Here is a 13808-nt window from a genome sequence, read left to right as displayed (position 1 = left end):
AAGAAATCGCAAACAAGCCAAAGACTACTCGATCGGGCGATACGCGAGTCCTCGATTCAATTCGTGAACTCCAGCGTTCCGACAATCTGGTTGCATGCGGCTTGTACCCGCTCCGGTTTCGACGCTTCCTGACAACCGATACTCACCTGAGCGGTCCCCTCCGCGAACACGTACCAGTCGACGTTCGCCGCGGGTTTGGCTTCCACGTAGTGAATCGTTTGCTTGCCCGCGTACGCGTACTGGTCCTCGAAGCCACTGAACCGCTCAGGGGTCTTGGCGACCTCGTCCCGCAACGCATCGACCAATCGCTCACGATCGACCCCCGCGTCGTAGGCCAGCACGAATTCCTGTACGACGACGAGGTCGTCGTCAGCCGGAGACTGCGCGTCGTCAGGCTTGACGACCACCTGCCGGTCGGCGACGTTGTCGCCGGTCTGCGCCCAGCCGGGAGGTGCGACGAACTTGTAGGAGTACTGCGCGAATGTTCTCCCCGCGGGCGGTGCGGGTTCGTCGTCCTGAAGTACGAGCAGCAGCGTAGTCACGATCGCGGCCAGCAGAACCACGCCAAGAACGACCAGGGCGATGAGCTTGTGTTGCCGCGACCATCCCCGCGATGTGGGCGTCGCACCGCCGGGAGCGCCCGGCGGCCCCGGCGCACGCTGGCCCCGCGGCGGAGAAGGCTGCCCCTGCCGGACCTGTTGCCCCTGCTGACTTTGTCCTTGCTGAACAGGGCGCGCGGGGAGCGCACCGGGCCTCGTCGCCGGCCTGGGTGGTGAACCCCCGGACACCGGTTGCCTGGGTAGCGGAGGTGTTGCCGCCGGTCTGGTCACGACCTTCGTGCGCTGGTCTCCCTGTAGGCCCGTCACTCTCGGCGTCGCGCCGGGCAGCGCGCCCGTGCGGTCGGGAATGACCTGCACTGCCCGCAAGGCGCCTCGCGCGACCACGGTTTCCGGCTGGTCAAGGGTGGTCGGGACGACGCCGACTCGCTCGTGGACCAATCTCGAAACCATCGGGATCCGGCTCGACCCTCCGACGAGGAAGATCGCGGTGAGCTGTTGCGGCCGTAGCCCCGCCGAGTCGATCGTGGCGCTCGCCAGTTGAACGGCTCGCCCGAGCGGGATCGCGACGAGGCGTTCAAGGTCTTCCCTCGTCAAGTGGGCGTCGGCGAATGGCGGCGGCATGGGCACGTCGGTGTAGACGTGTCTCGACAGAGTCTCCTTCGCCCCGCGGATGTCCTGGCGCAGCACCCGCCTGCGTCGCCGGTCGGCGAGTTCCCTGCCTTGGACGAGCTGCTCCCACGCCGTGGTATCGGCGTCCGACACCAGGGAACCCACGTGTTCCAGGAGTGCCTGATCGATATCGGCCCCGCCGAAACTCGGGTCTCCTCTGGTGGCAAGCACCTCGAACCCGGTGCGCATTTCGCCCGCGGAACGTCGTACGACGCTCACGTCGATGGTCCCCCCGCCGAGGTCGAGCACGGCGAGGGTATCGCCCGGCCGCCCGCTGAACTCGACGGTCCGCTCCTGGTTCACTTCAGCGGGTGCGAAGGTCGCGGCATGGAACACGGCGGCGGCGACCGGTTCCGGAACCAGCGCCACCTCGTAGGCAAGCTGGCCTGCCGCCTGCCTGAGGAGCCTGGTGCGGACAGCGCCCCAGTCCGCGGGATGGGTCAGCACGAGCAGGCGCACCTCCGCGCCCGCCGCGAGCCTGCGCGCCTCGGTGACCGCACGCTCCAGCACCGCATGCATAACGTCGATGACCCGCAACACCGTGTCACCGAGCAGCAGCTCACCCTCGTCGATGCGCCGCTTCGGATTGGGTTCGTAGCGAGAAGGATCCACGGCAGCCTGCCGCTCCGCCTCCTGCCCGACGAACAATGTCCCATCTGGCGCGGCGTACACGGCAGACGACATCAGCGGCTGGCCATCGATCACCACGACCTGCGGCTCGCGCCCGTTCATCGAAGCAACGACACAGGTGCTCGATGTCCCGAAGTCCACCGCCACCCGCAAGGTCACCAGCAGCTCCCACCCATCGAAAATCCGTCGGGGGTCACTCTTGCAGATCCCTTACGCGGACCTCCGACGTGCCTCGCTCCAATGCCTACTCCGGCTGGATCCACGAGACCTGTATCAGCTGCTTACCAGCCTTCCGGCTGACAAGCGTGCCCCGTCCGGGTGGCATCGGACTGGCTTTCACGTTACCGAGCAGGTTTCCCTCGTCTTTTGAGCCGTTCATGATCAACCCCGGCATCGCGAGTTCCTTGAGCTTCCCGATGATCGGATCCATGCCGCTCCTGGCCGCACCGCCGGTCCGCCGAGCCACAACCAGGTGCAGGCCGACATCCTTTGCCTGAGCCAGGTATTCCGACAGCGGACGCAGTGGGTTGTTGGACGAGCTCGCGACGAGGTCGTAGTCGTCGACCACGAAGAAGAGCTCTGGCCCGTTCCACCACGAACGGTCCTTGAGCTGTTGCGGCGTGACATCGGGGCCGGGCAAGCGTTTGGCCATGGATCCGGCGACGTCCTTCACCATGCCGTCGAGCTGATTCGCCGACACCGCGTAGCCGAGCAACTGGTCACCCTCGATGAAGCCGAGCATCGTCCGCCGGTAATCGACGAGGATGATGACGGCTTCCTTCTTCGTGTAGCGAGCCGTGATACCGCGCACGATCTGCCGCAGCAGGTTGGTTTTGCCCGATTCGCCGTCGGCGTAGGCAAGGAAGTGCGGGTCGGCGTCGAAGTCGAGGTAGAGGGGAGCGAGTTCGTCTTCGTTGACCCCGATCGGCACCATTCTGGTGTCGCGTTTCGGGTCTTGCGCGAGTAGTTCGTCGTAGACGATCAGCTCGGGCAGTAGCCGAACCTGGGGTGCGGGCCGTCCCTGCCATGCCGACTTGATCTTGACGACGGCATCGGCGACACCGCCGCCCAAGTCCTGATGGTCACTGGAACCATCGATGCGTGGAAGACCGCCGAGGAAGTGCAGCTTGTCCCTGGTCAACCCACGCCCGGGGCGGCCGGCTGGAACGTTGACGGCGACCCTGCGGTCGATGTCGGATGCGCTGGGGTCGCCGAGTCGCAGTTCGAACCGGGTTCCGATCATGTCCCTGATGGCGGGGCGAAGATCCGCCCAGCGGTTGGACGAGATGACCACGTGCACGCCATAGGTCAATCCCTGGACCGCCAGCTTGGTGATCTGCGGTTCCAGCTCGTCGAAGTCGTCTCGCAGTGCCCTCCAGCCGTCGACGATCAGGAACGCGTCGCCGAAAGGATCGTGCTCGGCAGTGATGTCACCTCGGTGTTTGCGATTGCGGAAGTCGTTCATCGAGTCGACCCGCATCGCACCGAACCTGGCTTCCCGCTCATTGACCAGCGTCGTCAGTTCGGCGACGATCCGGCGAGCCTTGTCCGGTTCTCTTCGCGCGACGGCAACCCCGCCTACATGCGGCAACTCGTCGAGCGCCGCGAGTGTGCCACCACCGAGGTCTATGCAGTAGAACTGCGCTTCCTCCGGCGTGTGAGTGAGTGCCGTCGACATGATCAGTGTGCGCAGCAACGTCGACTTGCCCGACTGCGGCCCGCCGACGATCACACCGTGTCCGGCACCACCGGAGAAATCGGCCCACAGTGGGTCGCGTCGCTGCTCGTAAGGCCGGTCGACGATGCCGAGCGGGACCTGAAGGCGGCCGTTGCCGAAGAATCCGATTGGCGAAAGACCCCGGTCTACGGTGGGATTGAGATTCGGCAGTAACGTATCGAGGGAGTTCGGTGCGTTCAGTGGAGCCAGCCACACCTCGTGCGCGGGAGGGCCCTGGCCCATCAGCCGGGAGACCAGGACATCCAGTTCACTGGGTTCGACGGCCTCCTCGAATTCTTGCTTGGGCTGCTCGACGATTTCGGCCACCGGTTCGCGTTCCCTCGGCGGCTCGACGACATCGGGAACGAACAGTTGGGGACGCTTGTCCGCGCGAACCACCTTCGCGCCCGGTGCCGCGGCCTTGATCCCGGCCGGCCGGTAGGGGCCGGATACATATGACGCCTTGAACCTGACCAGCGTGGATGTGTCGTACTTGAGGTATCCCCCTCCAGGCACGGAAGGAAGCTCGAACGCGTCGGGAACACCGATGGCGGCCCTCGACTCCGCTGCGGAGAAGGTCTTGAGGCCGATGCGATAGGAAAGATGCGAATCAAGACCACGTAGCTTGCCTTCTTCAAGGCGCTGCGAGGCCAGCAGCATGTGCATCTGCAGCGACCTGCCCAGCCTGCCGATGGCGACGAACAGATCGATGAAGTCCGGCTTCGCCGACAACAGCTCGGAGAACTCGTCCACGACGATGAACAATGCGGGCAGTGGGTCGAGGTCCGCCCCATTCTCCCGCGCCTTCTCGTACTCCCACACGTTCTTGAAGTTGCCGCCGTTTTTGAGGGCCTCCTGCCGCCGGTTCATCTCACCGGCCAGCGCGTCCTTCATCCGGTCGACCAGCGTGACCTCGTGGGCGAGGTTGGTGATGACCGCGGATACGTGTGGCGCGGTGTCCAGTCCCATGAAAGTCGCGCCGCCCTTGAAGTCGACGAGCACGAAGTTCAACGTCGTGGACGAGTGCGTGGCGAGCATCCCGAGCACGAGAGTGCGCAGAAACTCGGATTTACCTGAGCCCGTGGCACCGATGCACAAACCATGCGGCCCCATGCCCTCCATCGCGGCTTCCTTGATGTCGAGCTCGACCGGCTGACCGTGCTCGCCCACGCCGAACGGGACGCGGTACCGGTCCCTTACCGGTCGCGGCCGCCATGCTTCCTGTACGTCGAAAGTCATGGGGTCACCGGGAATTCCGAGCAGTTCCATCAGCGAAGGATTCGTCAGCAAGGGCTGTTCCTCGCCCTCGTCCGCCTCGGCGGAACCCATCCGGTATGGGGAAACCTTGCGTGCCAGTGCTTCTGTCTCGGCGAGGCTGAGTGAATCGGGGCGGCCGAACCATTCGATTCCGCTGGCGCTACGGGCCCCGAGCCGCTGCTCCTCCACGACCAGCCGGAGCCCACGTCGCGTCGCGAGATTTCCGATGGAATCGGAGAGATCGATGAGGGTAACGCCGACCAATCCTTCCTCAAGAAGGATCTGCTCTTCGCCCGTGACTTCGGCGTCGTCGATGATGATCACGACGTGGGGCTGATCCGGCGGAGGTGTCGCGTTGCGCGAGAACCGCTGGCGGTCGCGCAAGTCGTCGTCAAGCCACTGTTCAAGCTGGGCTAGCGAGCCCGTCATCATGCGCAACTGTCCGATGCCGTCCGCCAGTGCCGGATGTTGCACGTGTGGCAACCATTTGGCCCACTCCCACTCCGTTTTCGCCCTGCCCGCCGTGGCGATCCCGATAATGACGTCGTCCGGACTGTGGAAGGTGACAAGCTGCGAAATCAGCGCCCTGGTAAGCCCACGCGTCAGGTCCTTGTCGCCCTGCATCTCGACCGCGGCGAACCCGCGGAGGGCGATCTGCGTGGGGAGATCGGGAACGATCGAATGCGCGCGGACGAACCTGCGCAGCGCGAGAGTGGCGATCGGCTCCAGTTCGTCAACGGGCCCGGTCTGCGGCGGAACGAGCCTTGTCGCCAGCCGGTGCGAGCTGCGGCCCACCCTGAGGTGCAGAAAATCCTGGTCGGCCTGTCGCCGTTCCCACATGCGCCTGCTCGTGGCGAGCGACCACAAACTCTGCGGATCGGGATGCACCCATTCCAGCGCCGCTCGCTGGTCGATCATCGCTTCTCTTGCCCTGTCGCGCATCTGCCCGAGATACCGCAGGTAGTCCTTGCGATCCTCGTTCATCTCCGCCTTCTTCTGCTGACCACCACGTCCGCCGCCGGCGAACATGCCGACCATGGACATCATCATCATGAGCGGCATCATCAAGAAGAACGGGCTGCGTGCCATCGCACCGCCCGAGGTGAACATGAACGTGATCATGCCGAGCATCGCGACGACCATCACGACCGGCATCAGCTTCATGATGACGTTTCCGGGAATCGTCCGTGGCACTTCCGGCGGAGGTTCGAGGTGAACCTCGCCTCCTGGTGGCCGGGGAGCCGCTAGCCGTGGCGAGCGTTTGAACTGCAACGTGCTCACGGAAATCCCCTCTAGTTACCTGGACCCCCAAAGCGGAGCGCCACTGTCGCTCGAAACCGTATCGGTTCACGCGGCGCGAGTCCCCAGAATTCTCGAACCAGCAACACGAACTCGCTCTAGTGGCCGACACTTACCACTCGAACGGCGCTATCTGACAGCAGCGAGTGGACCTTTCGCGCCAACGAATAAAGTTGTTCACGAAATCCGGCATAGTGGCACATCGATGGTCGGCCAAGACCAATACCGTAGGGGTCGTCGAACGGAAGTCACTCGCCCTGGGGCGAGCTTTTTCACGGGAAGCCGGTTCGGTATAAGTAGCCGGCAACAGTCTCACCGCGCAGGGGGCAACAGTGGCAACGGGCACGACGGTTTTCAGCAGGGTCACGGTAGTCGCGCCAAGAACCCGGATCGACGTCGCGCTTCCCGCTGAAGTTGCCGTGGCCGACCTTCTGCCCATGCTGCTGGAAATGGCCAAAGAGGTCACGGCTGATGGCGGAGCCCGGCACGGCGGCTGGGCGCTCGCCAAACTCGGTGATTCACCGCTCGATCCGAGCAGGACACTCGCATCACTGGGCATTGTCGACGGTGAATTGCTCCAGCTTCGCAAACGCAACGAAAATCCGCCGCCACCGCTGTTCGATGACGTCGTCGACGCGATCGCCGAGGCCGAGTCAGACAGCTTTCGTCCCTGGACGAAAGAAACGGCTCAACGGATAGGGAACATCGCGGGCGGGCTTGCATTGTTTGCTTCCGCACTCGCATTGTTCTTCGGCGGCCCGCTGTTCGGCGGCAACGCAGTCCCATCTGCGATTGCCGCCGGTGTGGCGGCGATCGCGTGCATCGCCGTCGGGGCGACCATCGCCAAAGGGTATGGAGCCGAGCAGACAGGTGTCCTGATCGCCGCGACGGGAGGACTTCCACTGACCTTCGTCAGTGGGTTCCACATCGTGCCGGGTGTATCGCTGCGGGCGAATCTGCTGCTGGCGAGCACGCTTGTCGTCGTTGTCGCCACTGTGTGCATCGTCGTGATGGGTACCGGGATCACGATTTTCATCGCGGCCGCGACAGCCGGTGTCTTCGGATTACTGGCGTTTCTCGTCGGCACACTGATCGCACACCCCGCGCCCGGCATCGCCGCGGGAACGGCCGCTGTGGCGCTCGCTGGGATCTCGATACTGCCGAGGGCGGCGATCTGGCTGGCGAAGTTGCCGCTGCCACGCGTTCCGGGCACCGCCGCCGAACTCAAGGAAGACGATGGATACCCGGACTATTCCGTCATCGAACGCAAGACCGGTGTCGCGCACAACTACATGACAGGTCTGCTCATCGGCTGTGGTTTCGTCACGGCGATTTCGGCGATCGTCACGTCGTCCTCGCCCGAGGTCTACGGGATCATCACCGGGGTTGTCGCGACGCTGGTATTACTGTTCCGTGCCCGCACCTACGCCAATGGCAGCCAGGCGGTCGCGCTACTGACCACCGGAATTGTTTCAGCCGCAGGCATTCTGGCGAGCTGGATGTGGATCGAGGACACGCAGGGCCGGGTGATCTGGGTGTTCGGCACACTCATCCTGCTGGCAGCCGGCGCTCTGGTGCTCGGCGTGGTGTTCCCGGGCCAGCGATTCTCGCCACCCATGCGACGCACGGTCGACATCATCGAGGCAATCTGCATCGCTGCGGTGCTCCCGCTGGCTCTCGCTGTCATGGGCCTCTACTCGACACTGCGTCATCTCGACATCGGCTGATCGGCGACCTCGCCATGCGATCAAGGGGGGCAGGCAGGTGAAACGGGCTTCGGCCTTGGCGCTGACCGTGGTGGTCGGTGTTTTGACGATTGGCACCACGCACGTTCCAGCACTCGCCCATGATGCGGAACCGCCACCGGTGGTGCCCGGCATGCTGCCGGAACCGTCGGGGCGGCCGGACCAGCATTACCGGCAGAGTGTGGAATGTGTGAAGCGGGATCTCGACCGGAATGTCGATCTGCCCAATACCCCGTGGGGTCAGCGGTACTTGCGGCTGGACGACGTGCACCAGCTCATGGAAGGCACTGTCGGCTCAGCGGGCAAGGACGGCGAGGGAAACCCCCTCAGGGTGGCCGTGATCGACACCGGGATCGCTGCGGGACACCCCTACTTCGGTGGGCGAGTGAAGCCAGGCGCGGACTACGTCGCCGAAGGGCAGGGCGGCGCCGGGCTTGAGGACTGCGACGGGCACGGCACCGAGGTCGCGGGAATCATCGCGGCCAGTACACCGCACGACATCGGCTTCAGGGGGGTCGCGCCAGACGCCGAGATCATCTCCATTCGACAATCGAGTCAAAACTACGAGCCAGACGATTCCGGTACGACACAACGATCATCTCAAGGCGAGCCACCTCGGGAAAAGCCTCAGGGCGATGGCGAGCCGGGGCAGGATGGTGCGGGCGAGCCGACCGGTACTTCCCAAATGGACGGTGGCCGCACCCAGGGTAAGGAAGGTTCGGCCGGGACTCTCGACACGCTGGCGCAGGCTGTCGTGCAGGCCACCCGGATGGGCGTTGACGTCATGAACATCTCGATCAATAACTGCCGCCCCGGCAACGGCGGAATCACGCCCGACGAGCAGGCATTGCAGGCCGCTGTCAAGAACGCGGTCGATCAGGACGTCGTGGTGGTGACAGCGGCGGGCAACATCGGAGAGGACTGTCAGCAGAACGACCAATCGGACGCGTTCGTGCCACGATCAGTCGTGACGCCGCCGTGGTTCGCCGACGACGTATTGTCCGTCGCGGCGATCGACGAGAGTGGCGGAGTCGCGGACTTCAGCATGCGTGGGCCCTGGATCAGTGTCGCGGCTCCCGGCACGGCGATCATTTCGGTGGATCCAGCCGAGGGATCGACGGGGCTGGCGAACATGACTGTGGAGGGCGGCGAGACGAAACCGATTCAGGGGACGAGTTTCGCCGCTCCGTACGTCACGGGACTTGCCGTGCTCGTGCGCGCGAAGTACCCGGATCTTTCGGCTCGCGAGGTGATGAACCGGATTACCAGTACCGCGCAACACCCCGCCGCCCCTGGCGGTAGGGACAACTTCGTGGGGTACGGCGTGATCGATCCGATGGCCGCGTTGACCGCGATGGTTCCGGAGGAGGAAGGGGTCGCCGACGCTTCGACCGTTGCGTTGCCTTCGGACATGCCGCCGGGCAACGTCGGGGGTTCCATGCCGATGATCGTGGCGTTGACCGGTTCCGGTGGCGCGCTGGCGGCTCTGTTGGTTGCCTTGTTCGTCACCCACACCATTCGCCGCAACCGCACCGAACTCCCCCAAAACCCTCTGTCGCGTAGCAAGTGAGCCCGCCGCCCCGAACCGCGTTTTGCCCGCTAAACGCGGTTCAAGAGAGCGCCCGCCTGTACCGGCGGCCCGCGCTTCTAGGCACCAGTCTTGCCTATCCCCGTCGGCTCCCCTTTCACCCTTCCCCAGACCGCAGTTCGCCCGCTAAAGGCGGTTGCCCCCTAGCAAGCCCACGTGAGCCGGACACCCGGGTGGCTACCCCGGCGGCGACCTGTCCTCGACGAGAACTCCGCCGTTCCCGTCTCACGGCCCCCAAGGTCCAGCACTGCCGCGCGCACCATGCCGGGGCGCGTTTAGCCCGCTAAACGCGCCCCGGTGGCTCCCTGGAACAAGGCGTGAACACACCCGGGTTCTCTTGGTTCCGCTCAACGCGCTCGCGTCAACCAGAGGGCCCCGCCGGGTCAGTTTCCCTCAGCCGATGCCTGCTCGTCGGCGACGAGCGACCCAGTGGAAGGATCCACCGGCACCGCATCGAAAGTTCGCTGCACATCCTGAGTGTTCAGCGAAGACCCCACCGGCAGCAGCTTGATGATCGACTCCGGCGCGGGCTTCAGCAGTTTCACGCCAAGCCCGAGCCCCTCGGCGGTAACGGCATCAGGTATTCCGTATCGCAAACCACGATCGGATATGAGCTGGATGCTGCCCCGGTCGAACGTTTCCTTGGTCGTGGCGGCCCTCACCGCGGCCGCATACCCGGGCCGCATGTAGAAGTTGTCGACCTTCCACCCGTCCGGGCTCGGCGAACCGATCTTCACCACCTGAGGTTCACCCTGGTCATTCTTGGGGCCCGGGTTTTCCTCCAAGACGTACACCGACGTTCGCGCGTCACGATCGGCGCCCTCGCTCTCCACACTCCAGCCAACGCACGCACTGGGCCGCTGCTCCGCCTGCAAAACCCTCGGGACAACCCCGGGGTAATGGTCAACGTCAAGAAAGTCTTCGCTATTGCGATCGACTGCTGGCACATTCTGCAGCGTGTCGGGTGACACGCTCGGCGTCTGGCCACCTTCGGTTGTCGTGTTCTTGTATCTGATCAGTTCCGCGACAGCTTGCGGAACGAGTTGAACTCCGGACCGGGTCACAACGAAGTAGTCGACACTGTCGGTTCGCTGAGTCGAGAATACCGATCCCACAGTCAGCCCATCGACATTGAATCCCTGTGGTGGAAGGTCAGCACCCTGAATAATCGGTGCTTTCACCTCGCCAACAGCAGGAATAGCGTTGAGCAGACCCCGCGAGATCTCCCGCGTCTGACGAAGATCGAGGTTCAGCGCGTTACGCACAGCACTATCGGCGATGTCGACCTCGGCCCTTACGGCGTTCGTGTAGCCGTCGCCGGTATCGGTTCCCTGACGATAGATCAAGAAGGTTTTCCCGTTGTCACCTGCGACAAGCAGGGCCTCACTCGGTGACATCTCCTGGCCGAGATTGCCGAGACCCGCGAAGACCGTGCTCTCCGTCTCCGCCTGTTCGCTTCTGACGTCAGAAGGCAGCGACATGTCGAGCTTGGTCTCATCACACAGTGCCCAGTGCGAAGAGGCGAGCTGACCCTCCGTCGGCAGCAACTCCGGACCATTCGGGATGCCCTGCAAGCGGCCGCGAGGAATGTCCTTGAGCTGTTCATCGGGTACGATGATCGGTTCGACGACGTTCCCCCCGGCTCCGGCCGCCTGCTGTTGCGCCATCAGCATCAGCCGGGCGGAAGCGAGGTTGAACGTCGGGACCAGCTTTTTGGGATTTCCCGACACAACGTAGATAGCCCCTGACTCTTCGCCGATGACAATCCCCGAATCGGGTGCTTTTGGCGCGGGCTTGAACAAACCGAATACGACGAAACCGAGCATGGTCAGTGCACTCAGCACAGCTCCGACAATCGTTGCCCTCGAATGCGTTCGCATAGGGTCGTGCAACATCACCGCGTCCTTGCGAACAAGCGCGGACTGCATGCGCCGCAATACGAACCGGTACGCCTGGACTTGTGACTTCGTTGTCGGTGTTGAAGGCATTCTCGACCTACAGCTCTCTCCGTCGCGGTACGGTTTCGCAGGATAACCGCGCGGGAACCGGTCCGGTGTTGGGTTTCCGGCAACTCCGATCAATGATCAGCTCTCAGGACCGGATTTCAGCGTCGTTTGCAAATCAAGGGGAAGAGAACGAGCGAATGTCGGTCACCACTCCTCCATGTCCGACGGGCCCTCCACCCGGACGTCCTCCAGTGCCGCCACGACACCCTCAGGGGCCGCGCGGAGGCGGGCCGAACAGCCCGAGAGGTCCGGGCGGCCCACCCGGTAGCCGACCACTCCGCCCCGGCGGTGGGTCACCGTCCGGAGGCTCGTCGCGGATCGCGCCACCGGCTCGGCGACGGTTGCCCGGGACGCAACTCGGGCCGTTGCCCGTGGCGAATGTCGTCGTGCTGGAGGTCGGTCTCGCGATTGGTCTCCTTCTCCTCTCGATCAACAACTCGCTGCTGTATGTGTCGATCGGTATTGCCGCCGCCGCGGTGGTCCTTGCCTTTCTCCGCTGGGGCGGGCAGTGGTTCACGCAGTGGGCCGGCCTGACGGCGCGGTACACGTTCCGGCCTCACCAGCGGGTCGCTACTCCACCTGCGCCGGCAAAGCTGGAAACGCTCGCGTCGGAGGACCGCGACAACGACGTCATCGGCCCTGACGACGCGCGGGTCAGGCTGCTGCGGCTTGTCGTCCCGGACCTCGTGGTGGCACAGGGAATCGATCACGAGCACCAGACGGTAGGTCTGTCCTGGCACGATGGAACGTGGACGGCGGTGTTGCTGGTCGAACCGATGCCAGCGCTGGTTACCCAAGCAGGCGGAGCACCGAGTCTGCCACTCTCGGCCTTGGCGCCATGTCTTGAGGATCGCGGCGTGGTACTGGATTCCATTCAAATGATCTGGCACTGCTACCCGGGAAGTGCGGCACTACCGACCGACTCGCCCGCGCTCAGTTCCTACCTGGAGGTGCTTGGGCCTCTTCCGGCGGCGGCCCGTCGAACCACGTGGGTGACCATCAAGCTTGATCCACGCCGCTGCGCGGCGGCGGTCCGCGAGCGTGGTGGCGGCGTGGTCGGTGCGCACCGTGCTCTGCTGGGAGCCATGTCGCGAGTACGCAATGCCCTCGAATCCCGTGGAGTAGCGACACGTCCGCTCGGACCGGACGAACTGCTGCGTGCCGGTACTTCTGCGGCCGAACTGACGCGGGTCGCCGGTTCGCCCTCCCGAGTGGGCCTGCGGGAACGGTGGACAGGCGTCACGGCGGCTGGAATCGGTCACGCCAGCTATGCAATCACCGAATGGCCGAAAGGCGAGATCGCCAGCAGCCTGAACGTGTTGACGAGTGTCAGGGCGCTTTCGGCAACGGTGGCGATGTCGATCTCCCCTTCTGAGGAAGATCAACGAATTGGGTTGCGCGGAGTTGTCAGGCTCAGCGCACGCACTCCACATGAACTCGACATCGCGGACCGTCGCTTGACCGCCATATCCGACCGTTTGGGCGTCGCGCTGACGCCGCTACAAGGCATGCAGGCGGCGGGGTTCGCCGCGACATTGCCGTTGGGAGGTTCGGCGTGACCTCACGGGTGCACGGCACGCACACAACGTCCGGGGTCGCCCCAGAGTTCACGGTTGATCCGGCTCTGTTGGACGCGATCAGCCCATCGGGTGACCGCGGCGGGGTCGTGTTGGGGTCGGGTTTGCAGGGTGAGCCGTTGACCATTTCGGTGTTGCGGTCGACGCCCACCCGCATCGTCGTGCTCGGAGGGTTGTACCTCGCGCGGCAGGTCGCCATGCGGGCGATGGCCGTGGGGGCATGGATGGTCGTGGCCACGGGGCGGCCGACGGCGTGGCATGTCTTGTCGAGGGCGGCAAGCGGGCAACCGGTCGGAAGGCCGTCCCCTTTGGTGCAGATCCGTCGGTTGTCTCCGGTCGAACTGCCCAGGGCAACGGAGGATGCGCCTCTGCTTGTGGTGCATGATGGCGGACCAACGCCGCAGGATCTGTTTCCTCCGAGATCACCGTGGCAGACGACGCTGTACGTGTTGCCGTATCTGCATCCGCAGGCTGATGCGATCGCGAACGCTGCGGATCTGGTGCTGATGCAACGTTTGCCTGCGGGGCAGGCTGAACTGGCGGCGAGGATCTGGCGGCTTCCGCCGCAGATGATGCGGCAACTGATGACGTTGAAGGACGACCAGATCGTTGCTTTGGGCCGAAACCTGTGGCGCACGCTTCGCCTTGTGACAACAGGAAAAGAACAGCAGATCCTCGGCCCAATCCGCCGAGGCGACTGACCCCGAACAGCATTTAGCCCGCTAACTGCACCCACCACAGTTAGCGGGCTAAATGCTGT

8 protein-coding genes are annotated in these 13808 nt (G+C 64.3%); 4 read left to right on the top strand and 4 right to left on the bottom strand.

Going from position 1 to position 13808, the window contains the following annotated elements; all coding sequences use genetic code 11:
- Positions 1–56: 56 nt before the first annotated feature.
- Complete coding sequence (locus tag BAY61_RS02965) at positions 57–2018, bottom strand: type VII secretion-associated protein (RefSeq protein WP_091802222.1); 1962 nt, start codon at positions 2016–2018, stop codon at positions 57–59.
- A gap of 85 nt (positions 2019–2103) precedes the next feature.
- Positions 2104–6114, bottom strand: a complete 4011-nt coding sequence (gene eccCa / locus BAY61_RS02960; RefSeq protein ID WP_091802219.1) for a type VII secretion protein EccCa — start codon at positions 6112–6114, stop codon at positions 2104–2106.
- A gap of 350 nt (positions 6115–6464) precedes the next feature.
- On the opposite strand from eccCa, the gene eccD reads away from it, so the two are divergent.
- Positions 6465–7859, top strand: coding sequence for a type VII secretion integral membrane protein EccD (gene eccD, locus BAY61_RS02955; protein WP_091802217.1), 1395 nt, complete (start codon positions 6465–6467; stop codon positions 7857–7859).
- Positions 7860–8010: 151 nt separating this feature from the next.
- A complete protein-coding gene (mycP, locus tag BAY61_RS02950; RefSeq protein ID WP_110057683.1) occupies positions 8011–9447 on the top strand; it encodes a type VII secretion-associated serine protease mycosin in 1437 nt (478 codons plus the stop codon).
- 401 nt (positions 9448–9848) lie between these two features.
- Here mycP and eccB read toward each other — a convergent pair whose 3' ends face one another.
- A complete protein-coding gene (eccB, locus tag BAY61_RS02945) occupies positions 9849–11453 on the bottom strand; it encodes a type VII secretion protein EccB (RefSeq protein ID WP_091802209.1) in 1605 nt (534 codons plus the stop codon).
- Positions 11454–11615: 162 nt separating this feature from the next.
- Positions 11616–11768, bottom strand: coding sequence for a hypothetical protein (locus BAY61_RS33445; protein WP_245865727.1), 153 nt, complete (start codon positions 11766–11768; stop codon positions 11616–11618).
- 74 nt (positions 11769–11842) lie between these two features.
- Between BAY61_RS33445 and eccE the strand changes: the two genes are divergently transcribed.
- Complete coding sequence (eccE, locus tag BAY61_RS02940) at positions 11843–13030, top strand: type VII secretion protein EccE (RefSeq protein WP_245866328.1); 1188 nt, start codon at positions 11843–11845, stop codon at positions 13028–13030.
- A complete protein-coding gene (locus BAY61_RS02935; protein ID WP_091802206.1) occupies positions 13027–13749 on the top strand; it encodes a polyadenylate binding domain-containing protein in 723 nt (240 codons plus the stop codon). Before eccE ends, BAY61_RS02935 begins: the two co-directional genes overlap by 4 nt.
- Positions 13750–13808: the final 59 nt, after the last annotated feature.

Origin of the sequence: Prauserella marina (assembly GCF_002240355.1) — a bacterium.
In the GTDB taxonomy this organism is placed as follows: domain Bacteria; phylum Actinomycetota; class Actinomycetes; order Mycobacteriales; family Pseudonocardiaceae; genus Prauserella_A; species Prauserella_A marina.
Note: the sequence above shows the minus strand (reverse complement) of the source record. Positions and strands in the feature narration are given on the sequence as shown.